This is a genomic window from Pontibacillus marinus BH030004 = DSM 16465 (assembly GCF_000425225.1).
Taxonomy (GTDB): domain Bacteria; phylum Bacillota; class Bacilli; order Bacillales; family BH030062; genus Pontibacillus; species Pontibacillus marinus.
Genome location: NZ_AULJ01000057.1, coordinates 1 through 25,903, shown reverse-complemented (window position 1 = coordinate 25,903; position 25,903 = coordinate 1). Strand labels below are relative to the sequence as shown.

General features: G+C 38.7%; 25 protein-coding genes, 1 tRNA gene and 1 pseudogene. 6 read left to right on the top strand and 21 right to left on the bottom strand.

All coding sequences use genetic code 11. The features are described from left to right. Positions 1-413: 413 nt before the first annotated feature. On the bottom strand, positions 414-3,128 hold the full coding sequence (acnA, locus tag H514_RS0112775; protein ID WP_027447313.1) for an aconitate hydratase AcnA: 2,715 nt from the start codon (positions 3,126-3,128) through the stop codon (positions 414-416). Between the two features lie 218 nt (positions 3,129-3,346). On the opposite strand from acnA, the gene sspO reads away from it, so the two are divergent. Continuing rightward, complete coding sequence (sspO, locus tag H514_RS0112770) at positions 3,347-3,499, top strand: small acid-soluble spore protein O (protein WP_027447312.1); 153 nt, start codon at positions 3,347-3,349, stop codon at positions 3,497-3,499. Between the two features lie 44 nt (positions 3,500-3,543). On the opposite strand, the gene H514_RS0112765 is transcribed toward sspO, so the two are convergent. After that, a complete protein-coding gene (locus tag H514_RS0112765; protein WP_027447311.1) occupies positions 3,544-3,804 on the bottom strand; it encodes a hypothetical protein in 261 nt (86 codons plus the stop codon). A gap of 117 nt (positions 3,805-3,921) precedes the next feature. Here H514_RS0112765 and H514_RS0112760 point away from each other — a divergent pair, with 117 nt between their 5' ends. Next, positions 3,922-4,074, top strand: a complete 153-nt coding sequence (locus tag H514_RS0112760; RefSeq protein WP_027447310.1) for a small acid-soluble spore protein P — start codon at positions 3,922-3,924, stop codon at positions 4,072-4,074. Here the strand turns inward: H514_RS0112760 and selA are convergent. Then, on the bottom strand, positions 4,069-5,466 hold the full coding sequence (gene selA / locus H514_RS0112755) for an L-seryl-tRNA(Sec) selenium transferase (RefSeq protein ID WP_027447309.1): 1,398 nt from the start codon (positions 5,464-5,466) through the stop codon (positions 4,069-4,071). The two genes, H514_RS0112760 and selA, sit on opposite strands and share 6 nt — an antisense overlap. Before the next feature lie 75 nt (positions 5,467-5,541). Further along, positions 5,542-5,724: pseudogene (locus tag H514_RS24385) on the bottom strand (Rdx family protein); the annotation flags it as partial. Between the two features lie 175 nt (positions 5,725-5,899). Between H514_RS24385 and selD the strand changes: the two are divergent. Continuing rightward, on the top strand, positions 5,900-6,952 hold the full coding sequence (gene selD, locus H514_RS0112745) for a selenide, water dikinase SelD (RefSeq protein ID WP_081673020.1): 1,053 nt from the start codon (positions 5,900-5,902) through the stop codon (positions 6,950-6,952). Between the two features lie 45 nt (positions 6,953-6,997). Here selD and selB read toward each other — a convergent pair whose 3' ends face one another. Then, the gene (selB, locus tag H514_RS0112740) at positions 6,998-8,881 is read right to left on the bottom strand and encodes a selenocysteine-specific translation elongation factor (protein ID WP_027447307.1); all 1,884 of its coding nucleotides are present in this window, start codon (positions 8,879-8,881) and stop codon (positions 6,998-7,000) included. A gap of 123 nt (positions 8,882-9,004) precedes the next feature. After that, positions 9,005-10,138 carry an ATP-binding protein gene (locus H514_RS0112735; protein WP_027447306.1) on the bottom strand — a complete coding sequence of 378 codons (1,134 nt, stop codon included), beginning with the start codon at positions 10,136-10,138 and terminating at the stop codon, positions 9,005-9,007. Between the two features lie 180 nt (positions 10,139-10,318). On the opposite strand from H514_RS0112735, the gene H514_RS24700 reads away from it, so the two are divergent. Further along, positions 10,319-10,415, top strand: a tRNA-Sec gene (locus H514_RS24700). Positions 10,416-10,483: 68 nt separating this feature from the next. Further along, entirely contained in the window at positions 10,484-10,912 is a 429-nt protein-coding gene (locus H514_RS0112730; protein WP_027447305.1) for a DUF2621 domain-containing protein, read from the top strand. Positions 10,913-10,948: 36 nt separating this feature from the next. On the opposite strand, the gene H514_RS0112725 is transcribed toward H514_RS0112730, so the two are convergent. The 10 genes from H514_RS0112725 to H514_RS0112680 all read right to left on the bottom strand — a co-directional run bounded on the left by H514_RS0112725 (position 10,949) and on the right by H514_RS0112680 (position 18,651). Beyond that, the gene (locus H514_RS0112725; protein WP_027447304.1) at positions 10,949-11,446 is read right to left on the bottom strand and encodes a CcdC family protein; all 498 of its coding nucleotides are present in this window, start codon (positions 11,444-11,446) and stop codon (positions 10,949-10,951) included. Positions 11,447-11,488: 42 nt separating this feature from the next. Next, positions 11,489-11,848 (bottom strand): response regulator, encoded by a 360-nt coding sequence (locus H514_RS0112720; protein ID WP_027447303.1) that lies wholly within the window; start codon positions 11,846-11,848, stop codon positions 11,489-11,491. A 33-nt stretch (positions 11,849-11,881) separates the two neighbouring features. Next, entirely contained in the window at positions 11,882-12,307 is a 426-nt protein-coding gene (locus H514_RS0112715) for a Na(+)/H(+) antiporter subunit B (protein ID WP_036843281.1), read from the bottom strand. A gap of 67 nt (positions 12,308-12,374) precedes the next feature. After that, complete coding sequence (locus H514_RS0112710; protein ID WP_027447301.1) at positions 12,375-13,079, bottom strand: cytochrome c biogenesis CcdA family protein; 705 nt, start codon at positions 13,077-13,079, stop codon at positions 12,375-12,377. A gap of 211 nt (positions 13,080-13,290) precedes the next feature. Beyond that, a complete protein-coding gene (locus tag H514_RS0112705) occupies positions 13,291-13,518 on the bottom strand; it encodes a YneF family protein (RefSeq protein WP_027447300.1) in 228 nt (75 codons plus the stop codon). A gap of 72 nt (positions 13,519-13,590) precedes the next feature. Next, a complete protein-coding gene (gene sirA / locus H514_RS0112700) occupies positions 13,591-14,028 on the bottom strand; it encodes a sporulation inhibitor of replication protein SirA (protein ID WP_027447299.1) in 438 nt (145 codons plus the stop codon). Positions 14,029-14,173: 145 nt separating this feature from the next. Continuing rightward, complete coding sequence (gene tkt / locus H514_RS0112695) at positions 14,174-16,168, bottom strand: transketolase (protein ID WP_027447298.1); 1,995 nt, start codon at positions 16,166-16,168, stop codon at positions 14,174-14,176. 190 nt (positions 16,169-16,358) lie between these two features. Beyond that, entirely contained in the window at positions 16,359-16,919 is a 561-nt protein-coding gene (locus tag H514_RS0112690; RefSeq protein WP_027447297.1) for a hypothetical protein, read from the bottom strand. A gap of 760 nt (positions 16,920-17,679) precedes the next feature. Next, the gene (locus H514_RS0112685) at positions 17,680-17,913 is read right to left on the bottom strand and encodes a DUF896 domain-containing protein (RefSeq protein WP_027447296.1); all 234 of its coding nucleotides are present in this window, start codon (positions 17,911-17,913) and stop codon (positions 17,680-17,682) included. 87 nt (positions 17,914-18,000) lie between these two features. Further along, positions 18,001-18,651 (bottom strand): YneB family resolvase-like protein, encoded by a 651-nt coding sequence (locus H514_RS0112680; RefSeq protein WP_027447295.1) that lies wholly within the window; start codon positions 18,649-18,651, stop codon positions 18,001-18,003. 321 nt (positions 18,652-18,972) lie between these two features. Between H514_RS0112680 and lexA the strand changes: the two genes are divergently transcribed. Beyond that, positions 18,973-19,602 carry a transcriptional repressor LexA gene (gene lexA, locus H514_RS0112670; protein WP_027447294.1) on the top strand — a complete coding sequence of 210 codons (630 nt, stop codon included), beginning with the start codon at positions 18,973-18,975 and terminating at the stop codon, positions 19,600-19,602. A 60-nt stretch (positions 19,603-19,662) separates the two neighbouring features. Here lexA and nagZ read toward each other — a convergent pair whose 3' ends face one another. The 5 genes from nagZ to hflX all read right to left on the bottom strand — a co-directional run bounded on the left by nagZ (position 19,663) and on the right by hflX (position 25,579). Next, a complete protein-coding gene (gene nagZ, locus H514_RS23030) occupies positions 19,663-20,967 on the bottom strand; it encodes a beta-N-acetylhexosaminidase (protein ID WP_051255139.1) in 1,305 nt (434 codons plus the stop codon). A gap of 182 nt (positions 20,968-21,149) precedes the next feature. Beyond that, entirely contained in the window at positions 21,150-22,490 is a 1,341-nt protein-coding gene (gene glnA / locus H514_RS0112660; RefSeq protein WP_036843727.1) for a type I glutamate--ammonia ligase, read from the bottom strand. A 34-nt stretch (positions 22,491-22,524) separates the two neighbouring features. Continuing rightward, entirely contained in the window at positions 22,525-22,929 is a 405-nt protein-coding gene (locus H514_RS0112655; RefSeq protein WP_027447292.1) for a MerR family transcriptional regulator, read from the bottom strand. A 149-nt stretch (positions 22,930-23,078) separates the two neighbouring features. Continuing rightward, the gene (locus H514_RS0112650; protein ID WP_027447291.1) at positions 23,079-24,317 is read right to left on the bottom strand and encodes a methionine gamma-lyase family protein; all 1,239 of its coding nucleotides are present in this window, start codon (positions 24,315-24,317) and stop codon (positions 23,079-23,081) included. Positions 24,318-24,337: 20 nt separating this feature from the next. Next, positions 24,338-25,579, bottom strand: a complete 1,242-nt coding sequence (gene hflX, locus H514_RS0112645) for a GTPase HflX (protein WP_027447290.1) — start codon at positions 25,577-25,579, stop codon at positions 24,338-24,340. Positions 25,580-25,903: the final 324 nt, after the last annotated feature.

The following is a 25,903-nucleotide window of genomic DNA, read 5'->3' as shown; positions in this document are numbered from 1 at the left end:
TGGGAGAGAGTGTTCTAATTCCAGGTTAATCCTATCATGACAAGGGTCTGAGCAACTTCTCTTACTATGATTTCCAATCAATATGAGGTGGGGAAAGCCAAATTATGGTCCGTTAGTTTCCATAATCGCGTGGAGGGAAGGAAACGCCAAACTGTCGTGGTAACAAAGGCAAGACGAGACCCCGCAAGGAGCGTAGCGTATGAGGAGGCTCGGCTTGTCTTCCACAACAGGCTTGCCGTTTCACTGACCGCAACAAACTACTCAACAGCAACGGACTCCTCCTAACCAATATCTCAGATTCAAGTCTTCAACAATCCTGCCATAATACTGAATTAAGTTTGTACCTATTATTGCAGAATTCTCAAATAAAAATGCAACAGCCTCGTTAAGAGACTGTTGCATGATAATCCTTATTAGTTTGTCGCAAGTTTGTCGCGAAGTACTTTTTGAAGGATTCCGCCGTTACGATAGTAGTCGATCTCAACGTTACTATCGAAACGTGCAACTACATCAAATTCAGTTTTGTTACCTTCTTCATCAGTAGCAGTAACCTTAACAAGGTCGTGTGGTTTCACATTTTCATCGATATCGATGTTAAATGTCTCTTTACCAGTTAGACCAAGAGAATCAGCACTGTCGCCTTCTTTGAACTGAAGTGGAAGTACACCCATCATTACTAAGTTAGAACGGTGGATACGCTCAAAGCTTTCTGCGATAACCGTTTTAATACCTAATAGGTCAGTACCTTTCGCTGCCCAGTCACGAGAGCTTCCCATACCATAATCTTTACCTGCAACTACAATAAGACCTGTTCCGTCTTGCTTGTATTTCATCGCTGCATCGTAAATCGGCATTACGTCTCCAGTTGGCCAGTATGTTGTATAGCCACCTTCAGTTCCTGGAGCTAATTTATTACGGATACGGATGTTAGCGAATGTACCACGCATCATAACTTCATGGTTACCACGACGGGAGCCATAAGAGTTAAAGTTACGAGGAGAAACGCCTTTTTCCTGCAAGTATTGACCTGCTGGCATATCCTTCGCGATAGCACCTGCTGGTGAGATGTGGTCTGTTGTAACAGAGTCGCCAAACTTCCCGATCATTTTGAGGTTGTTTAAGCTCTTCACAGCAGATGGATCTTTTGATAAGCCTTCAAAGAATGGTGGGTTTTGAATGTAAGTAGAATTCTCATCCCAGTCATATAGAGGCTGATCTGTTGTATTAATTTCATTCCATTTTTCGTTGGAATCGAAAACATTTTCGTATTCTTTACGGAAGATCTCAGGGTTTACACTGCGATCGATTTCCGCTTTAATTTCCTCCATTGAAGGCCAGATGTCATCAAAGAATACATCGTTACCATCTTTGTCTTGACCGATTGGATCATTACGAAGGTCTAGATCCACTGAACCAGCTAGCGCATATGCCACAACTAATGGTGGTGAAGCTAGGTAGTTCGCTTTTACAAGTGGGTGGATACGCCCTTCAAAGTTACGGTTACCAGAAAGAACAGAAGAAACAGTTAGGTCATTGTCAGCAATTGCCTGTTCAATTTCTTCAGCAAGTGGTCCAGAGTTACCGATACAAGTTGTACAGCCATAACCAACTAGGTTGAACCCTAGAGTTTGAAGTGGCTCCATTAAACCGGAATCCTCTAGATAGCGTGTAACAACTTTAGAACCAGGTGCTAGTGATGTCTTAACATATTCAGGTACTTCTAAACCTTTTTCAACCGCTTTTTTCGCAACTAATCCTGCACCAAGCATTACGTGAGGGTTTGAAGTGTTCGTACAAGATGTGATGGCTGCAATAGCAACAGCACCAGTCTTCATTGTAGACTTCTTACCATTCGGATGCTCAATCGTAACTTCTTTTTCTTTCTCTTTTTCAGAAAGACCGAAGCCTTGGTTTCCTTCAGGCGCTGTTAAAGCATGGTTGAAGGATTCTTGCATTTTAGATAGTGGAATTAAATCCTGTGGACGCTTTGGACCAGATAGGTTTGGTTCAAGCTCAGATAGATTAATTTCCACTAGATCCGTAAATTGTGGATCTGGTTGATCGGCAGAGTAGAAAAGATCATTCTCTTTGCAGTATTGTTCTACTACTTTGATATGCTCTTCACTACGTCCTGTTAAACGTAAATATTCAAGGGATTCTTCATCTACAGGGAAGAAACCACAAGTTGCACCATATTCAGGTGCCATGTTTGAGATTGTTGCACGGTCAGCTAGAGGCATATCTTTTAGACCAGGACCGAAGAATTCAACAAACTTACCTACAACGTTTTTCTCACGAAGCTTTTGTGTAACTTTTAACGCAAGGTCGGTTGCAGTTGTACCTTGTGGTAAGCCTCCAGTTAGTTTTACACCAATTACTTCTGGAGCTGGGAAGTATGAAGGCTGTCCAAGCATTCCTGCTTCAGCTTCAATTCCACCTACACCCCAACCAAGAATTCCAAGACCATTGATCATAGTCGTATGGGAATCGGTTCCAACTAGAGTATCTGGGTAAGTATCATATTCACCTTGTTCATTTTCTTTAGCATGTACAACGTTTGCGATGTACTCTAAGTTAACTTGGTGAACGATTCCAGTTGCAGGCGGTACCGCTTCGTAGTTATCGAAAGCTTTTTTCGCCCAGTTTAGGAATTCATAACGTTCTTTGTTACGTTCAAATTCTAATTCCATGTTTACACGTAGTGCATCCTGAGTACCGTATTGGTCAACCTGTACAGAGTGGTCAATTACAAGATCAACCGGAACCTCTGGATTGATTTCATCAGGACTTCCTCCCATGTCTACCATTGCTTTACGTAAAGACGCAAGGTCTACGACTGCAGGTACACCTGTGAAGTCTTGAAGGATTACACGAGATGGTTTAAATGGAACATCTACGCTTTCAAAATCCTTACTGCCCCATTTAGCAAGTTTTTCAATATGCTCTTTTTGAATAACCTCTCCATCATATTGACGAAGAACAGATTCAAGTAAAACACGAATGGAATATGGAAGACGAGAAATATCACCATATCCAGCGTTTTCGAGAGCTTTAAGCTGGTAATAGTTGTACGTTTTACCATTCAGTTCAAATTGCTTTTTTGCATTATAAGCATCATTCACTGCCATGTTTGTTTACCCCCTCAATTAAATTTCATGAAAAGTCCTTTAAAAGACTTCTCCTACCCCAAAAATTCGCTTTCTTTATGTACCGAAAGCCAAATCCGCAACTAACATTTTATATGAAAACGATTTATAAGTAAATTATTTCGTGTCAATTTTCTCATAATAAGAGTGAAATATGTAGGTAACGCATTAGTTCCTACGAAAAAATGGAGGTGACCTATATGGGTAACAAACGTAAAGCCAACCACATTAGACCTGGTATGAATGCTGCAAAGGGACAAGGACAAGGTGCAGGATACAACGAAGAAACTCCACAAAATCCTTTAACAGCTGAGGAAAGACAAAATAATAAAAAGCGTAAGAAAAATCAATAACATTAAAAGTCCTTCCCTTTTGGATGGGGAAGGACTTTTAATGATTACTCTTCAATCTCTGACATAATTTGATTTAGTTTTTCTTGATACTGTTTCAACTGCTTTTCCTGGTGTTCACTTGCAACACCTAATGCTTTATCGATTTGTTGATAAGCTTCATTTACTTCTTGAGTCAGGTGCCCTAATTCTTTTCCATAATCCGCCCGATTAATAGCTTCAATACGTTGTTTATTTGCTTTCTCTGCCTGCTCATACCCTTGTTGAGCAGCTTGGAATGCTTGTTGTTTATTTTTATGATGTGGCAATTCTACTCACTCCTTCATGTTGATGCGTCTAGTTTATGTAGTGAGCAGAAATCCATGCATTGGCGCGTATAGACCACAACATTCTTTCAAAACCTAGTATCGAAAGGAGGGATTTCAATGTCCGGAAAACCAAAAGGACCTAAACAGCAAGAACGCCCTAACCTTCCTAAAAGCCCTCAACAAGGATATGGAGAAAAATTGAGCGGCTCACATAAAGTAAAAAACCGTAACCATTCACGTCAAAAGAAACACTCTTCACATGATTTATAGTTGTTGATCGATCGACTTAATAATGTAAACCAATTCTGATTGTTCTTCCTCTGTCAGTGTTCGAAAATCGAAGAAAAGCTGTTCATTGTGGTAACGTGTGACTACACTTGGTTCATGCTGCCTAAGCTTTTGTTCAATCTTTTCAGCACTGACAGATTCTTCTGTTATAGCAACTCCAGCTGAAGGAATTTTCACTTCTGGCATTGTACCTCCACCAACTTGAGCTTCAGCATCGGTGACCCTTAACTTAAAATGTTTTAACTCACCTACATGTTCTATAAATTTTTGAGCTTGTTCTTGAATTTCCACTAGTGATTTTCTTAAATCACGAATAACAGGGATCTGATTTTCTTCTCTCTTTACATATTGCTTAAACGTTCCCTCTAATGCTGCCAGTGTCATTTTATCCACACGTAGCACACGAGCTAACTGATGTTGTTTTAATTGTTCAATATAAGCTTTTTTTCCTGCTATAATGCCAGCCTGTGGCCCCCCAAGCAGTTTATCACCACTAAAGGAAACGAGGTCAGCTCCCTCATTTAGAATTTTACGAACAACAGGCTCTTCCCCTATACCTTCATCTTGGAAAGGATAAAACGCACCACTACCTAGGTCTTCATAATACAGTTTGTCTGTTTCTTGAGTGAGTTTAACTAACGAACGCCGATCCACTGATTCAGTAAAGCCTAGAATTTTAAAATTACTTGTATGTACTTTCATAAGCATAGCTGTCTCATCATCGATAGCATTTTTATAATCATATAAATGTGTTTTATTAGTAGTACCCACTTCAACTAGTCCTGCTCCACTCTCTTCCATAATGGAGGACACGCGAAAACTCCCACCAATTTCAACTAGCTCTCCTCTTGATACAATGACATTTTGGTCATTAGCGAAAGCTCTTAAGATGATGTAAACAGCAGCAGCATTATTATTAACAACCATTGCCGCTTCAGCACCCGTTAACTCCTTTATCAAGTCTTCTACGATATCATGCCTAGAACCCCTTTTCCCTTGTTCAATATTATATTCTAAGTTTGAATAATGACTTGCGACTTCCACAACTCTTTTCATAGCTTCATGACTAAGTCGTGCACGCCCTAAATTCGTATGTAATATCGTTCCCGTAGCATTTATGACACGCTTTAAATTAGGTGTAATCCAATCTTTTACGTTTTTATAAACCCGAGAGAGGATCTCTTTTTCTATCTCACTTTCCTTGGCAGGTTCCCATAAGCCAGATAAAATATCCTTTCGAACATTTTGTGTTTCTTGTTGTAAGAAGGAGGTTAATTGATCCTTGTTTACGTTAAAATCTGATTGGATTTGTCTTACTTTCTTGTGATTTTGCAACTCATGTATAGGTGGAATATTTCTTAAAAACTCTTGCATTGTTTTTCCTCTTTTCTTGTTCTGTCTATAAGAAAAATGCATATCCTCTATTGGATATGCATCCGTTAACCTTTGTTAAGAACTCATTCTAGAGAATAGTTCTTCCTCATTAGGAAATTCACCTGTATCGAGCTTGGAGTAAATCTTCTCTCCATTGACTGTAACCTCAAAAGCTCCTCCACTACTTGGTACTAAAGTCATTTCTTCAATGTCATGACGGAAATGTGAAAACATTTTTTCTGCGAAACTCGCAGCTTTAGGCGCGTAGTTTCACTTCATGCAGAATTCAATGGATACTTTATACGTCATTCAACTTCCTCCTTATGTAGTTATATCTTTATTGTATTGAAAATTTGATCTATTTGCAAAATGCTATACTTCATGTACATAGAAAAATTTTGTACACTAGACTATAAGAAGGAGGTGCTGATCCATGACAAAAGAAGAAAAAATCCGTCTAACCACTTTGTCTACAAAAGCTGGTTGAGGTTGTAAGTTAGGTCCTGATGACCTGACGCAAGTTTTGCGTCACGTAGACAATAAGAAACAAGACTCCAATTTATTAGTAGGACACGACACCTCTGATGATGCTGGTGTATATCGATTAACCGATGAATTAGCGATGATTCAAACCCTAGATTATTTTACACCGATTGTGGATGACCCATACATGTTCGGCCAAATCGCAGCGGCCAACGCCCTAAGCGATGTTTATGCTATGGGTGGAGAAGTCAAAACAGCACTCAATATAGTTGGATACCCAATCAAGAAACTGGGTCCAGACCTATTAGGGCAAATATTACAAGGTGCACAAGACAAAGTTCATGAAGCTGGTGGTGTTATTGTTGGAGGCCATTCAATCGATGACCAAGAGCCTAAGTTCGGCTTATCTGTTACTGGGCTAGTTCACCCTGATCATATATATACAAATGCAGGAGCACAGAGAGGGGATGTACTGGTTTTAACAAAGCCAATAGGCATTGGCATTCAAACCACTGGAATTAAGCGTGAGAAGCTCACTGAAGAGCAAATCAATAATGTTTCAAATGTTATGTCCGAATTGAACAAAAAAGCATCTGAAGCCCTTCACGACTTTGAGGTTCATGCTGTAACAGACGTAACTGGTTTCGGTTTATTAGGCCATGGCAGTGAAATCGCTCGAGCAAGTGATGTGACTCTTCGTCTCCATTACCAAGATATCCCAGTACTTACTGGTACTAAGGAACTTGCAAAAGATGGGGTCATTCCTGGTGGGTCTAAGAAAAATCATAGTTGGTTAAAACAAGATGTAATCTATAATGACTCTTTAACAGATATAGATCAATTGATTCTTTGTGATGCGATAACTTCAGGAGGGTTACTCGTATCAATGCCAGAAAAAGATGCTAAACGATACATCCAAAAGCTACAAGACGAGGGAATTCGTGAGGCTACAATCATTGGGAAAGTAGTTGAGAAGCAAAATAACCTTATTTATGTTGATTGATTAAAGTATATTAGAAGCCGCTTGGGTAGTTCCAAGCGGCTTTTTTTAGAGCCATTCCCGTTTGTCATCCACCCGTTTTGTTATGGCTCGCTCATCCATTACTTCAAGAAGGGGGATTAAAAATTTTCTCGATACGCCCCAAACGTCTTTTGCTTCTTTCAAACTAAAAGATTGGTTTGTATTATTTTTCAAGGTCTCAATAGCATTTGTGAACACTTTGAAATCAATGAAGTGCTTTTTATCTAATTGAACGACTAAACTTTGCTTTACAAGAAATCCTTCGAGTTCTTCCCTTATATCATTTGGAACACCTTCTTGATTCAAATAGTCACCAAATGGATTAGGCTTCAACCCATCTTTCTCTAAAGAGTCAAGTGCATTCTGGATCCTCTTTTCCCACCTTTGTGGCATATGAGAAGTAAAAGAATGAAGAGCTATAAAACGTCCGTCTTTTTGAATAATGCCTTCTTGCTCCCATTGTTCCAACAACTTATCAAACAATTTAGAATTAACATTAGCTACATTCATGACCTCAGGCTTGTTAGCTCCGTATCTCATTGGAAATTGCTCATGAAACTGATGAAGGTATGTTAATACATTTGCTTCAACCTGTTGCATAATCCGCTTAAGGCTATAATAAGGAGTAAAATAAACAACCTTCTCCCCCAACATCATTTGTAAACAATCTTCTATCTCATCAGAATGCAAACCAGTCTTATGCTTCAATTCCTCAAATGTCAACCAGTGTGCTTCTTCTAGAACATCTTCTATTCTTTCTTCTGGTGTACCTTCCCTTTTCTTTTCAAGCATAGATATAGTCTCTTCTCCGAATCGGTACTTTTCTCCATGAGGATCCAGTATCCAGCCCCCACCAATTGTTTCTACAGGACTTGGTCTTCTAATAATAAAGCGATCTCCTCTTCGAGTAACGATAGGGTCGTCCAAACGGATCTGGCAAACAATCTCTCCTGGATTATGTATAACCTCATTACGATCAAAAAATACGATACGCCCCATAACCTCACTTGTTCCTATATGTAATTTAACCTGGCCACGTTGCTTTAGATGAGATGATAAGTCTTCAGTAAACTGAAGTGTCACATCTATCGTGTTCGTAACTGGATAAGTTTCATCTCGAACGAGTACATCTCCTCTTTTCAGCTGATGAGTTTCAACACCTCCTAAGTTAAGTGCTGCCCTCTGTCCTGCACGAGCTTTATTTACTTCTGTATTATGTACTTGAATTTGTCTGGCTCGACACACATGCCCTGAAGGAAGTACCTTTAATGTCTCTTCCTCTTCTACAGCCCCATCATAAACGGTTCCACGAATAACCGTACCTTGCCCTTTGATAGAAAAAACTTGATCTATCGGCAATCTAAATGCTCCATTTTCATGTCGAGGTTTTATCTTTAGTAAAAATTCTTCAATATGTACTTTAAGCTCATCTAACCCTTTCTCTGAGAGGCTATCTACTTGTACGATAGGTGCTGAAGCAAAAGAGGTCTGTTTAATGTGGTGATTAATATCATCTTTCACCAACTCTACCATTTCCTCATCTACTCGATCTATTTTAGTTATGACAATAATGGCTTGATGAACATTTAATAAATTTAATATGTCCATGTGTTCTTTCGTTTGTGGCATCACGCCTTCGTCAGCAGCAATTGTAACAAGTACCAAGTCAATCCCAGCAACCCCAGCAATCATTTGTCGGATAAACTTTTCATGACCAGGCACATCTACGATTGATACATTCAACGTGCTATTTGGTAGCTTTAAGGGAGCAAATCCTAACTCAATTGATATATTTCGTTCCTTTTCTTCTTTTAGCCGATCAGTATCAATTCTCGTTAAGGCTTTTGTTAAGGATGTTTTACCATGATCAATATGCCCTGCCATACCGATTGTAAAGTATCTCTGATCCATAATGAACGCCCCTCCTTTTCTATGAACATAAACGATTTTTCTTATTATGTAAAAAATCCTACCTTTTCAAAAGAGGTAGGATTTAGTAATGGGTCTTAAAGCAAATAAAGCCATTTAAAAGTGCTAATTTGCTTTTGAGACTTCTCTAGGCAACTGTACTCGAAAAATACTGCCTGTTGGTTCGTTATCATGGACATTTAATCCACCTTCATGCTTTTCTAGGATTTGATTCGTAATCATTAAGCCTAGACCTGTCCCATTCTTCTTTGTGGTGAAAAATGGTTCTTTTATTTTATCGACAAGGTGCTTAGGAATACCTGGGCCTTCATCAGCAACATTCACCCACACATTGTGTTCATCAGACTCAACGTCAACCGTTATGCGACCACCATCCTCCATAACTTCTACAGCGTTTTTAATTAAGTTAATAAAAACCTGCTTAATTTGAGAACGGTCACAATCGATTACTTCATTTTCCTCATAGTTAAGTACCAGATCAATATTATGTAATTTCGCTTGGGAGCGTAATAAGGTACAAACATCTTGTAACATTGTAATAATAGATTCTTTTCTACGATCATTCGTCATAGGTTTTGAAATAAATAGAAGCTCTGATGTTATGGTTTCAATTTTTTCGATTTCCTCATTCATAATCGTATAATATTCTTCTTTCCCATCAATCCCAGCTTGTATAAGCTGCAAGAACCCTTTTAAGGAGGTTAATGGATTACGAATCTCATGTGCAATACCAGCTGCTAGTTGTCCTGCAACAGACATTTTCTCGGATCGAATCATCATTTCTTCCGCTTCTTTTTTATCAGATATATCCCGAGTAATGGCCAAAATAACATCTTTTTTTGTATTAGGGTCTTCTACATGAGAAGCAATTGTTTCTACCCAAATATACTTTCCACTCTTTTGTCTTATTTGCAGGTCAAATGTGGTTGCTTTATTATTTTGATTCATAAATGTACTGATTAACTTCTCACGATCTTGAGGAGAGCAAAAATCAAGGGATCTTTCTCCAATAAGATCATTTGGTTCATATCCGAGAAGCCGTTTGGCAGAAGAAGATGCATAAAGGATGTTTCCTCGTGTGTCACATACACAGATGAAGTCAAACCCGTATTGGTCAATCCAATCATGAAATACACCAGGCATTTCTCCTAGAGTATGGATGGATCCGATATAACCTTCTTGATTTATAGATTCATATTGTAAGTTGCTATTGCTAGGTCGTTTAGATTCATCTTCCATCCTTGCCACCCCCTCACCTATGCAACACATACTAACATTTTATCCCACAAAATTAACTTTCTTCAAGAAAAGGCCTCAAAAAATCGTGAAAAAGATTAAAAAACATGTAAAAATGCAGTTTTATTTACCTTTCCTTGTCATTATATGAAAAAGAATTTATAATATTCATGTCGATTCTATGGGGTTGGATGGGGTACTGGTGTCCCCCGCGGTCTTCAAAACCGTTTGAGAGGCGCGTGCCGTCTCTGGTGGGTTCGATTCCCACACAGTCCCGCCATACATAGACCTAAAGTGCATTCTATGCTATTCTAACAGTAATGTTGATATATTGAAAAAGGTGATGTTATGAACACTGCATTTTCCATCTTCATCGTTGGCTGGACCCTAATCATGGTCGGACTTTTAGCTATTGGTGGATATTTTATGTTCCGCAAATTTTTAAAGCGCCTTCCTAAAGAAGACGGCAAATCGATTATTGACTGGGAAGAATATTACATCGAAAAAACGAAGAACATGTGGGGAAAAGAAGAAAAAGCTTTTCTTGAAGAGCTTGTATCACCTGTTCCTGAACTGTTCCGAGATATTGCCCGTCAAAAAATCGCTGGAAAAATTGGAGAACTCGCTCTAGAAAAAAAGAAAAAAACGATAACACAGGACATTATTATTGAAGGCTACATCATCGCAACACCAAAACGCGACCATAAATTCTTAAAAAAGACACTTGATGAAAAAAATATTGATCTAAAGCCTTACCAACCATTATTTGATCAATAACAAACAAAAATCCTACCACCTCGTGGTAGGATTTTTTTATTCTTGCGTAGCAAATTCTTTTATGGACTTAGAACTTTTCAATTCTTCTTCTAACCTTCTGAACTTAATAAGCATAGCAATTCGCCAAGAAAGAATCATCCCTAATGCCAGAAGGAAAAACATCCCGCTTGTTTCACCAAATGAGACACTTTGTCCGACGATTAGTTTTAATACAATGCGTAATAGTAATAACCCAATCAATATGGCTCCAAAGGCTTTGGAAGGTTTTAAATAAATTAGTTTATCCCGAACCTCAAAATTCGATGTCTTAATGAGTAATATGGAAAACACGATTCCTACCGACATCGCTTCGAGTACTTGCTGCCATGAAACCTGGAACGGTTCAAAAAGAAACATAAAAGCCCCAGTACTCATAAATAAAGGTGGGAGTATTATCTTTTTTACTGAAGCAGGTTTACGAGCAGCACGTAGACGTATGAAGATCATCATCGTCGCCATAAAAGCGGCTCCTATCGTACTTACAAGTACCCACATACTATCAACTCTCTTCTTAGAAAAACACTTTATGTAAAGGTGTTATCGAAGAACTCGATCAATCGCTTCTAGCACTCGACTTTCATCGAATGGTTTAACGATAAAGTCCTTTGCACCCATCTCAATGGCTTCAACCACCATTTTTTGCTGCCCCATAGCTGAACACATAATTATGGTTGCAGTTGGATTTTTCTCTAATATTGCTTTCAAAGCTTCTAGTCCATTCATTTCTGGCATCGTAATGTCCATTGTTACGAGATCTGGTAGCAAGTCGTTATACATGTCTACGGCTTGTTCACCATTTTCTGCCTCTCCTACTACCTCATGTCCACCATTTGCTAGGATGTTTGAGAGTGTCATTCGCATGAATTTCGCATCATCAACAATCAATATGTTGGCCATTGTTTCATTCCCCCCTTACTCCACATGAAACGCTTATTGATCATTTGCAATTGTTAATATAATGGTTAATGTGATTCCGACTACCGTCACATATACACCTAAATCAAATAGCATAGCCGTAGCAAGCTCCATCTCACCAAAAATTGGTACATGATGTAAGTGAGCGAACGTTTGGCTTAAAAACGGCTCTCCGAACAGGAATGACCCAGCACCACTTAAAACAGCAATAAGCAGTCCAACAGGAACGATACTTCGAAAATTAATTGGAATAATCTTCTTGATCGATTCCATGCCATAGGTCATGTACATTAAAATAATTGCAGCAGCAGTCATTAGACCACCAATAAACCCTCCACCGGGTGCATTGTGCCCTGCTAAGAATAAGTACACTGAAAACGCTAATAAGATAAAGGCAATCAATGTCGTAGTGGTCCGCAATATAACATCGTTTGTTCTCATTGATTCTACTCCTTTTTCCAAGCCTACCTTAATCATAATACAAATGACTCACAGATTCCATTATGGATTAAAATCCTGTGAAACCGAAAATGTCTGAAAGCCAAGAAGTTAACTTCGTCATTAAGTCAAAGAATAAGAAAATTCCCATTCCAATCATAACATAACCGCCTATTTTCACCAATTTGGCGCTGTGACGCTTAATCCAATTTAGTTTTCCAATAAAGAAAGATAAAATTAAGAATGGAACAGAAAATCCTAAGGAATATGCCATCAAATACAGCATTCCACTATCCGGATTTGTTGCTGCAAGTCCAAACACAGCTGCTAAAATAGGTCCTGTACATGGTGTCCAGCCCATTGAGAAAGCCATACCAATAACAAAAGACCCTAAAAACCCTCCAGGCCGATTTTTAAAAGTGATTTTTCGATCTTTCATTAACAAATCAAAATTAAATACACCTATAATCACAAAACCAAAAAAGACAATTAATATAGCACCTAATTGACGAATTAAGTCTTTATATTTGTAAAATACGTCCCCTATTGCTGTAGTAGAGAATCCTAAAAACACAAATATTGTTGTAAAGCCTAGGAGAAACAAAATGGTATGCAATATACTTCTTTTGTTCAGCATTGCATTATCGGATTTTAATTCATTTACACTCATCCCTGTTATGTATGATAAGAAAGCAGGATACAGAGGTAACACACATGGCGATATAAATGATAAAAAACCTGCACCAAATGCAATAAAAATATTGATATCAGACATGGTAACGCCCCTTTATAACATATGTTCACACTATATTCTATTGTAAAGAAAATGAGTAACGCTATCTATCCGCTCAGAGCAAATAGTTATGACAACTTTGTGTAGATTATTGAAACGTAAACATTATCTCATTATGAATCTTTGTATCGACTAACTTTAAAGTAATAAAGCCTTTCTTCATTCGAAGAAAGGCTTTTAGCGTCTCATGACGTTACTTCTTTTGTTGTTGTTGGTCGTTCATCGCACGCATCATTTGATTAATTTTCTTCTGTGATGGCTTTTGACCCATCTGCATCATTAATGTTCGTAACATTTGTTCGTTAATTGGTGGGTTTTTCTTTAGATAGTTCATCATATACTTTCTGGCAATAAAGAAACCTAGTGCTACACCAGCAAGTAGGGTTAATACGGCTATTACAATAACCCAAGTTATACTCATCGTACAAATTTCCTCCTTCATGTTGTCTCTCAAACATTATAGTAAAACGAAAGAGAGAATACAATAGGATGCTTAAAGAATCACTTCTTTTTTAATAGGAGCAATCCATCCATATTGCTGACAATCCTGATTCATAATGAAGAAAGAATGATCCATTTTACGCAATGTATCAAACAACATACATTCTGCTATATGAAGGTTTTCTGCTTGGATTTCCACTTCTCTATGATCACGTTGTAACAGCTTAACTGCTCGTCCTTTTTCATATATTGTAAAACTCATTTCATCATCATTGAATTGAAGTTCTACAGGCTTTCTTAAATGATTTGTCACATGATGCATAAGCACTTCTATTGGTATAGGCTGTGTCACATACTGATATTGAAGTGACAGTTGCTCACTACCTGGGTTGTATTTCCACTCCTGCAAGAAGTGGAACAAGATATTCGTTTTATGAAAGTAATGATACGAAAACTCTTCTTTAATCCAATAAAGTGAATAGGTGTGCATAGCCTGTCCCTCCTTTTAGAGAGATTGTAAGCTATATATGTGAAATAATGTGTCAAAACACGTCACTTATGCAATAAAAGTTTTGTCGAAAAACTTTTAGGCTGCCCTGACAGTTAGGGCAGCCTAAAAAAATTATTCTAACTAATTATTTTAAAAGGTTTTCGACTTTTTGAACGACATTTTCAACGTTAAATCCGTATTCTTCGATAACTTTGTCACCAGGGGCAGATGCACCAAATGTATTAATACCAAGAACATCCCCGTCCATACCAGTGTAACGCTCCCAGCCAAATGGAGAAGCCATTTCAATTGCTAGACGTTTCGTTACGCTACTTGGAAGGACTTCTTCTTTATAGCTTTTATTTTGCTTATCAAAACGATCCCATGAAGGCATTGATACAACACTTGTTTCGATGCCTTTTTCACGTAAAGCTTCTTGGGCCCGAACAGCTAATTGTACTTCAGAACCTGATGCAAGGAGCAATGCATCCGCTTCTTCTTTATTTGCAGGACTTACCACATAAGCACCTTTTTTCACGCCTTCGTAATTTGTACCTTCAAGTGTAGGAAGTCCTTGACGCGTAAGTACAAGCGCTGTTGGAATATCATCTGACTCTAGAGCTAAACGCCATGCAGCATTTGTCTCATTTCCATCTGCTGGACGAATCACTGAGAGATTAGGCATTGCACGAAGAGATGGAAGCTGTTCAATTGGTTCGTGAGTTGGACCATCTTCACCTACAGCAACAGAGTCGTGCGTGAATACATAGTTTACTGGAGCTCCCATAAGAGCGGAAAGACGTACAGCAGGACGTAGGTAGTCACTGAACACAAAGAATGTTCCGCCATACACTTTCAGGCCTCCATGAAGCGCCATACCATTTAGTGCACATGCCATAGCAAATTCACGAACACCAAACCAAATGTTACGACCTGCATAGTTATTGCGAGAGAAATCTTCTTCGCCCTTAACAGTAGTCTTGTTTGAACCAGCAAGGTCTGCACTTCCACCAAAGAAGCTTGGAACATACTCAGATAGCGCATTAATCATATCTCCGGATGCTGCGCGTGTAGCTACCTTATCTTCTCCAGGTGTATAAGTAGGTAGTTTATTTTCCCAACCTTCTGGTAGTTCATTATTCATTGCTTGTTCTAATTCTTTAGCAAGCTCAGGGTAAGCTTCTTTGTACTTGTTAAATAGATCATTCCAGTTTGTTTCAGCTTCAACACCTTTTGTTTGTACTTTTGTTTCAAAGTCCTGATATACATCAGCTGGTACATGGAATGGTTCATGACCCCATTTGTATGACTCTTTTGTAAGCTTCACTTCATCTTCTCCAAGAGGAGCACCATGAGAAGCAGATTTTCCTGATTTATTAGGAGAACCATGTCCAATTACCGTTTTCACTTCAATTAGTGTTGGCTTGTCTGTAGATTGGCGAGCTTGTTTAAGAGCTTCACGAATAGAATCTACATCTGTACCTTCTTCAACATAAATAACTTCCCACCCGTAAGCTTTGAAGCGATCTTCTACGCTTTCAGAGAATGAACGATGTAAGTCACCATCAAGGGAAATATCGTTAGAGTCATAAAGAACAACTAACTTGCCTAACCCTAGATGCCCTGCAAGGGATGCTGCTTCTTGAGAAACCCCTTCCATAAGGTCGCCATCTCCACAGATAGAGTAAGTGTAATGATCTACAACATTATAGGAGTCGCGGTTGTATTTTGCTGCTAAATGACTTTCTGCCATTGCCATTCCGACTGCCATGGCAATTCCTTGACCTAATGGACCTGTAGTAGCTTCAACACCATCTGTATGGCCATACTCAGGGTGACCAGGTGTTTTAGATCCCCACTGACGGAATTCTTTTAAGTCATCCATTGTAACGTTGTAACCAGAAAGGTGTAACAGGCTATATAAAAGCATAGAGCCGTGACCCGCAGAAAGTACAAAACGGTCGCGGTTAAACCATTCAGAGTTTTTCGGATTGTGGTTCATGAACTCAGTCCAAAGGGCATAAGCCATAGGAGCAGCACCCATCGGCATTCCTGGGTGACCTGAATTCGCTTTCTCAACCGCATCAATAGCTAGTGTGCGGATTGTGTTAATCGATTGTTGTTCAATTTGCTGTGACATGTATGATCTCCTTTCATTTTTCGAGAACTATGTAACAATTTAATCCTATAATGAAAATCGACAAGTGACAAGCATTAGGGGCAAAGAAGTGTCGAAAATTCTTATTCTCACCTTTTAGAATGTAAAGAAATGACTTATTTATGCTTAAATGTTCGTGATTTACATTATATTTTCACATTTCTTCCATTCTTTATTTAACTTTAAAATCAACTTGAGCGTTTATACGGTAATCTTTCTCCTCTTCATTTTCCTCTATCACATAAAAATCGACATAACCATCAACCACATAGTAACCCTTAGGCAATGTATGATCCATTACACTTTTCATAAAATCTATATAAGCTTCCTTATCCTCTTGGGAATAACTGCCACTCCCCCCATACTCTTTTATTAGAGGTTCACCTTTTTTAAGGATGGTCGTTCGCAGAGGATCGGTTGTATTATATGGGATTTGATATCCTCTCGTTTTTTCACTCATAGGAAAATAAATTGGAGTTGCACCATGATAGATTTTGATTTTATCTTTATCACCTACATATTCCAATTCTGCGTATAAGTTAATAGAATCATTGTTTTGATAGACTTTCTTTTCTGTAACTAGTCGGTAGATAAAGTCTCCTTTTTTAATTTCCGCTACAGTGTTTGATACTTCATATTGATCAAGTTGTGACTGCTCATTTGTATGATTAGTTGAGCATCCTGTTAAAACAGTTATGAGTAGAATCAAAATCAAGAAATTACGTAGTACCATTCTATAACACCTCCTACTCTTTTTAGACGATGTAACACATTGAAAGTTACTCCAGGATGATGAGAAGTGTTGACTTTATTTACTACAATATTAATAATTTTCTCCTCTAGAAGTATTCAACTAAATGGCAGTTATCTGGAATAAAGCGTAGAGAGGTTCCGTTGCCAAATAGAGAGCGGGCGGGCTGGGAAATGGGTTGCTTTCCTGCGGACGAACTATCGAGCCTCCTCATCCGCTATTCGCTCCTTGCGGGGTCTCGCTAGCCCGTTTTTCCGCTGGAGTCAACCCATTTCCCAGCCCACCTTAGCCGAATGGTGACTAACGGAACCGCAGCTATCGTACGGTTTTCTGACTTTGAATTTGTGGTTATATCATTTTGCATTCAAGTAATCTAAAGCTTTATATGTAGAGGGTTTTAGGATCTGAAATACAGTTTCCCTAAGAATGAAATCAAACGATCTCAGCTATGGGTCCGTTAATCTACATACCAGCAGAGGGGTGAGGGAAACGGCAAACTCCCGCGGTAGAAAGGGCAGATGAGACCCCGCAAGGAGCGTAGCGTATGAGGAGGCTCAGCTGGTCTTCCGCAGGAGTATTGCCGTTTCACTGAACCCCTACCTCTTCCAAAAGCAACGGACTGCTCTCAACTTATCTCGATTTCAAGTCTTCAAGATAAGGGGGCTATAGCTGAATGGGGGAATAGTCCTAAGGGAAGAAATATCCATAAAAAAAGCACACGCTCATTTACGTGTGCCTGTCTTTAATGCTTGCTATTTCGTTCTTTTTCCTGCTTTAGCTTCTCTGGTGTTACGTCATTGCCTTCAGGGTCTACAATTTTTGTGGATTTAAGCTGGTTCTTAAAGGATTGACGTACGTTTTTAAGGTATTCTGTGCGAAGCTTTTTCTGCTCTTTTTGTTCAGATAAGGTTAATCCTTCTTGTTTAGATTTATTCGCTAATTCATTTATACGATTAAGCTTGTCTTGTGAAATCATACAAGATTCTCCTTTACTTGTAAGCTAACTAAATTGAAAAAGACAAGCTCCTTTAATGGGACTTGTCTTTAATATATATTAACGTTTTTATTGGTCTTTTTCAAGTGAAGTGTACTCCTTATAACGTCTGTGGACCGTAGCTCGTGATACGTTGAATCCCATTCCTCTTAAAGTAGCTGCAATCTCATCAAATGTAAGATTGTTGCTTCTCAAACGGACAACTTCTTCGATTGGAAACTCAATTCGCTCACGTCCTGGAGATAAGTGTTGGTTGCTCAAATTTTCGCCAGGATTAAATCCACCGTCAATAGCACGTTTCATACCACGCTTGATTTTTAAGTTATGTATTTTTCGTTGATATTCTTCAACGATCCCCACAATTTGAAGCACCATTGAGTCAGACTCAGATAATTGGAGTTGCCCTTGATGGGAAATGGAATACACAGGTACCTGTAATTTATTTAACTGATGAAATAGGGCAATCTTCGTATTCCCCCGCCCTAGTCGTGTTTCATCCTGAATAAACAATGTATCGGCTTCTCCGCTTGAAAAGTAATCAAACATCTCAAAGATGCCCTCACGATCCACATCATATCCACTTGCTTGTTCCTGGATAACATGGACAATTTCTGTTTCATTTTGAAGCGCCAAGTCCTCTAATTCGATTCGTTGACGTTTTAAGGAAGTCTCTTGTTGTTCTTTTTCTGTGCTGACACGACAATAGATGATGGCTTTCATAGTTGCTCCTTTTTTATCTATCATATGAGATTTAATTTAGGACGTAAATTATTATCCACTCGTTACCATAGCAAAATACATGAATACTAGACTACCTGTAAAGATAAGAAAATAAGCTACGTCTAATTTTGATAGGTTAAAAAGTTTTTGAAACATCGTTATCGCCTCCAGAAAAATATAAGAACTTTTGTTCGGTTTCTAAGTCTTATTATATACGAACATTCGTTCTTGTCAAGGATTTTTACGAACGAATGTTTGTATCTTGTTACCAGCCATGATATAATGACGGTAATAAAAGGATATGTACGAGGTGTAAACAATATGACAAAACTATCAAAAAGACAGGAAGCGATCTTAGACTTTATTAAAGGTCGTGTACTAGAGAAAGGCTATCCACCTTCCGTAAGAGAGATTGGAGAAGCAGTAGGGCTTGCATCAAGCTCAACGGTGCATGGACACCTAGCACGATTAGAGAAAAAAGGTTATATCCGTAGAGACCCAACGAAACCAAGAGCTATTGAAGTACTAGAATTAGAGGGAAACGATACTGTTGCGATCCCTAAAGGTGAAGCATCTTATGCGCCAGTAATCGGTAAAGTAACTGCTGGTGTACCTATCACAGCTATAGAAAACATCGAAGAATATGTTCCTTTACCAGACACACTTGCTACACCAGACAATGACACCTTTGTGCTTGTCGTACAAGGTGAGAGTATGATTGAAGCAGGTATCCTAGATGGGGATATGGTCATTGTACGAAAACAACCAACTGCTCAAAATGGAGATATTGTAGTGGCCATGACTGAAGATGAAGAGGCAACAGTTAAACGTTTCTTTAAAGAATCCACGCATATTCGTTTACAACCTGAAAATGCGACAATGGATCCGATTCTAGTTCAAAATGTCAGTGTTTTAGGTATAGTAGTAGGATTGTATCGACATATTCATTAAAAATGTAAAAACAGCTATCTATCCTTACATTGGATAAATAGCTGTTTCTTTTACTATCGCCTATTTTATTTGGTCAATAACATTTCTTATTTTTTGATTTAGAGATGGAACATCAACCTCTTGAGGAAGTTCGTGAGATAATTTGTATTTTTCCTTTAATTTTAATATTCTTTTCACACTCTTATCTAAGCTTTCTTCCGCGATAGTGCCTTGTTTTACCGCTTGTTTCAGTGCTTTTTTTACTCGCTCATAATTTCCGTCACCTGAGCTTGTCAGCATAAACATATCCGTCCCAGCTCTAATCGATAACACAGCTGCTTCATCCATTCCATAATTTTGTGTAATGGCCCCCATGGACATATCATCTGTTATGACAACACCCTCAAAGCCCATGTCATTACGTAGTAAATCCGTGATGATTCTTTCTGATAATGTAGCCGGATATTTTTGGTCAAATGCTGAATAAAGGATATGAGCCACCATAACCATATCAGCCCCTTGATCAATGGCCTTTTTAAATGGAATAAGCTCTTCTTGTTTGATCTCTACGATGGATTTATCTACTCTGGGTAAACTTATATGAGAATCCTTTGTCGTATTTCCATGACCAGGGAAGTGTTTAACAACAGGAATCACACCTTCTGATTGTATCCCTTCCATAGTCGCTATCCCTAACTTTGAAACTTTCTCTGGTGTCGAACCGAAAGAGCGATCGCCTATCACTCTATTTTGAGGATTATTATTAATATCTAGCACCGGCGCAAAATCGACATTAAATCCAAATGCTTCTACCTTTTGAGCTAAAAGTTCACCAATACGATGTGATAATGAGGCATTTGAATATTTACCTATATACTGATTAGAAGGAAAATTGGCTATTTCACCAGGAATGCGACTAACTCTTCCCCCTTCTTCATCCACCCCTAGCATCAAAGGGGTATGACTATTTTTGTTTGCTTTTTTAATACTTTGTATATATTGAAGTAATTGATTTTTATTTTGAATATTACCACCTAAAAGAATGACGCCACCAACTTGCTCTGTTCGAATTAACTGAGCTTCCTGTTTATTTAAAGATGTTCCTTTCAAACCTATGAACATCATTTGGGCAATTTTTTCATCCACACTCATACTGTCTACTGTTTTCTGGAAAGGATCTTTCTTTTTAGGTTGAGTTTTTTTATCAGATGAGTTCGAATCGTCATTAGATTTTTCATCATTCATTTTTTCTTGTTCACTTGTTTGATGTTCATCTAGTTGTTGATCTTCTTTTTTCTCTGGAGCATTTTCCTCTGAAGATGCACAACCTGTAAGGACTAAGAACCACAGTCCTAAGCAAGATAGCATTAACAAGAGCGACTTCATTGTTTTCCTCCTTTGGTGTTTTTCTACTAGGTAAAAAAGTTGCATCTTCCAATCTCACTACCCGTCTTGTATGGTGGATACTCATTATTCATCAAATACCAGATTGGAAGATAAGCAGAAAAAACCACTATCTTACCCATATACAAAACCCTCGATACAATGAGCATCGAGGGTTTTGGGTATTAATAAGTTGATAGATACTGTTCTCGCTCCCATGGGTGTACTTGTGTACGGAACATATCCCATTCAATTTCTTTTGCTTCAATAAAGTGTTCAAAAAGGTGTTCGCCTAATGCATTCACCATTGTTTCATCTTTCTTCAGTAGGCCTAATGCATCCGATAACGTTGCCGGTAAGTCTTGAACACCATGCTTTTCACGTTCCTCTTTATCCATAACATAGATATTACGGTCTACTGGAGTTGGTGCTTCTAAGTCATTTTCGATTCCATCAAGGCCTGCTGCTAATAAAACTGTCATAGCTAAGTATGGGTTCGCTGCTGGGTCTACTGAACGTACTTCAATACGTGTACTTAAGCCTCGGGAAGCCGGAATACGTATTAATGGACTACGGTTTTGACCAGACCATGCTACGTAACAAGGAGCTTCATAACCTGGCACAAGACGCTTATAAGAGTTTACAGTTGGGTTCGTAACAGCAGTGAAATTCGTTGCGTGCTTTACCACACCAGCGATAAACTGATATGCTGTCTTACTAAGTTCCTGTTCGCCTTTCTTATCATAAAACGCATTCTCTTTGCCTTTGAATAAGGACATGTTACAGTGCATTCCTGAACCGTTTACACCAAATAGTGGTTTTGGCATGAATGTAGCATGTAGGCCGTGTTTACGAGCAATCGTCTTAACAACTAATTTGAACGTTTGAATATCGTCAGCGTGCTTTACAGCATCTGCATATTTAAAGTCGATCTCGTGCTGCCCTGGAGCCACTTCGTGGTGAGATGCTTCAATTTCAAATCCCATTTCTTCTAATTCTAAAACGATATCGCGGCGGCAGTTTTCACCTAAGTCTGTTGGTGCAAGGTCAAAATAACCACCTTTATCGTTCAATTCCATCGTTGGTTCGCCTTTTTCATCTAACTTAAACAGGAAGAATTCTGGCTCAGTACCTAGATTAAATGCCGAGAATCCAAGCTCCTCCATCTTCTTAAGGTTACGCTTTAAGTTATAACGTGGACAGCCCTCAAACGGCGTACCATCTGGATTGCAAATGTCACAGATAAATCGTGCCACTTTTCCTTTTTCAGAAGTCCAAGGGAAGACAACAAATGTATCAATATCTGGATGTAGTAACATATCTGATTCTTCGATACGCACAAAACCTTCAATGGAAGATCCATCAAACATCATTTCATTGTCTAATGCTTTATCCAATTGACTTACTGGAATCTCAACATTTTTGATCGTTCCTAAGAGGTCTGTGAATTGTAGTCGGATGAATTTTACGTTTTCTTCCTCAATCTTTTTCCAAATCTCTTTTCTAGTCAATTTGTTCGAACTCATAATCGTAGGTTCCTCCTAAAAGTTTACTTTTTATTTAATGGAAGAATCGAGATAATTCTCCCTGACGCAACGATGATTTACCCATTCGATTTCCTTGGAACAGTTCATTCTTAAGCATTTTGCGTAATTCCTTCTCGGATAAATCTTTTTGGGCTTCTTGAATGTCTTCTTCACTATGTTCTTGTGTTTCTTCTTCGTCTTGCATACTTAACACTTGTTTAATACCTGCCAAGTTGATCCCTTTTTCAATGAGGGATTTTATCTCTAATAATCGATCGACATCATTAAATGAGAACAATCGACGATTCCCTTCAGTACGAGCTGGTTTCACCAGTTCATGTTGTTCGTAATATCGGATTTGTCGAGCTGATAAATCTGTCAGTGATATGACGATGCTTATTGGGAACAAAGGCATGGATCTTCTGTATTCATCATTCATGGTTTACTGCCCTCCTCACGTGACGTTTATCTATATTAAGTATATGCGAACGTATGTAAAAGTGTCAACGTGTGTCAGGATTTCTTACACAAAAAGTTGAACGCCCATTTGAGCGTTCAACTTTACACTTTTACCCTACTTATAATCTTTTAAACTTCTTTTAAGAGATTTTTCACTGCTGATTTGATTGCAATTTTCACATGACTATAGGTTAATCCACCCTGTACAAAAGCCGTGTACGGCGGACGAATTGGCCCATCTGCTGTTAACTCAAGACTTGCTCCTTGAACGAATGTACCTGCTGCCATAATCACATCATGTTCGTACCCAGGCATATAGCTTGGATGAGGTGTTACATGCGAATTTATGGGTGAAGACTTTTGGATTTGCTGACAAAATGCTACCATTTGTTCTGATGTATCAAATGTTACAGATTGTATGAGATCCGTTCGTTTTACATCGTAGCTAGGACTTGTATTAAAGCCTAATTTTTCTAATAGACGTGATGTGAAAACGGCTCCTTTCATAGCTTCACCAACAACATGCGGCGCTAAGAATAGGCCTTGATACATATCCTGAAGGCTGCTAACACTCGCTCCTGTCTCCTTGCCAAGTCCTGGAGCTGTTAGTCGGTTACCACATTGCTCGATTAAGTCTTTTCGCCCTGCAATATAACCACCCGTTCTTGCAAGTCCACCACCAGGGTTTTTGATCAATGATCCTGCAATTAGATCAGCCCCAACTTCTATTGGCTCCCGATCTTCAGCAAACTCTCCATAACAATTATCAACGAAAACAACTACATTTGGGTCAATCTCTTTTACAAAACGAATCATTTCTTCAATCTCAGAGATACAGAATGAAGGACGATCTGCGTAGCCTTTTGAGCGTTGAATTCCAACCACCTTAGTTTTAGAAGTTATGGAAGCCTGAACTCTCTCAAAATCAACCGTACCATCTTCGGTTAAATCTATGTGATTGTAGTCAATTAAATAGTCCTTTAATGATCCGTTGTTTTCGCCTCGAACACCTACAATCTCTTCAAGAGTGTCATAAGGACGCCCAGTAATATACAAAAGTTCATCATAAGGGCGTAGCGTGGCAAATAAAGCGATCGTAATAGCATGTGTTCCCGAAACGATTTGTGGTCTGACTAATGCATCTTCACCCTTAAAAACATCTGCGTACACTTCTTCCAACTTATCTCGTCCCATATCATCATAACCGTATCCTGTAGTTGGATTAAAATGAGCATCACTTACCTGATGATTTTGAAAAGCGTTTAACACGCGCTCTTGATTTTGTTCTACAAGTAAATTAATGTTTCCATGGATTTCTTTTAAATCTTCTTCAGTCTCTCTCGCTAATACTTCGATATCCTTGTTCATTCTCGGTGTTTCCCCTTCTTCTATTCTTTACGTAATTGATGATATAAAGGATGATCAGGATTGATCCACCCTTTTACAAAATAAACCTCATCTTCTTCCAAAAAGTCTCGCTCTGTCATGATAGAGTGCTTCGATAAACGATGAAGCATGTCACCTTTTGAAGCATGGACATATGTCTGATATGGCTCCCATTCTTTCATAAGCACTTCTTCAATCTTATCAAACAAACGTTTAATATCAATCGGATCGTTCGCACTAATTGTAATAGCTGGTAAACTAACCGGCATAAAATCCTCATTCAATAAATCTTTTTTGTTATACACGTTGAGCATCGGAATATGATCCGCTTCAAGTTCTTTTAAGAGCTTATGCACGGTTTTTTCATGATGGACATGATCTGGATGGGATGCATCTACCATATGCAAGACTAGATCCGCTTCTCTCACTTCCTCTAAAGTAGAACGGAATGCAGCAATTAGCGTTGTAGGAAGGTCTTGGATGAACCCAACTGTATCAGAAATTAAAGCTTGGAAACCGCTTGGCAACTGAACCTGCCTAGTCAGAGGATCAAGCGTTGCGAATAGTTGATTTTCTTCAAATGATTGACTGTTCGTTATACGATTGAAAAGTGTCGATTTTCCGGCGTTTGTATAACCTACAATAGCGATTTGGAAGGCTTTATTCTCTTTACGACGCTTACGATATTGTTCACGCTGAGTCGCAACTTGCTGGATTTGTTTACGAATATCATCAATACGACGCTGAATGTGACGACGATCGGTCTCAAGTTTCGTCTCACCAGGACCTCTTGTACCTATTCCACCACCTAAACGAGATAGGTTTTTACCCTGCCCATATAACCTAGGGAGTAAATACTGCAATTGAGCTAATTCAACTTGTAGTTTACCTTCTTTGGTATTCGCTCTTCTTGCAAAAATATCTAGAATCAGCTGAGTTCGGTCGATAACGGCAATATCTAGAAAATCACTGATGTTTTTCGTTTGGCTCGGTGATAATTCGTCATTAATGATTACAAGATCAATTTCATGTTCCTCTATGTATGTTTTAATTTCCTCAAGCTTTCCTTGTCCTAAATATAGTGCCTGATGGACTTTATTTCTATTTTGTATAACAATTTTATCTACTTCTCCATGAGCCGTTTCTGTTAATGAACGTAGCTCCTCCAATGAGGACTGAAAACGTTCGTCATCTTGAAACGGTAATCTACATGCAGCTAATAAAACATGTTCTTTCTGTTCCATAAGGATCCCTCTTCTTTCCATTAGTGCTACAATCATACCAAATGTGGGGTGGAAATGCGAACCTACCACATACAAAAGCGCAAGCGCCCGTTTAGCAACGAAGGGACTGGACTGAGCCCGTAGTACGATTAACTAAACTTGCTGATTGGCAAGCCGCCAGGCGCAGACAGAAGCTTAGTTGCCGTGGTACTTTCACCTAGAAATTTTAACTACGTCGATTTGCTTCTTTGTTAAAATTTCATGTCACAAACGTGTAAAGGAAACACGATGAACAAAGTGAATCGATGTTGACTTATCGTACGGAGAAAGTGATAAGGATAAGGA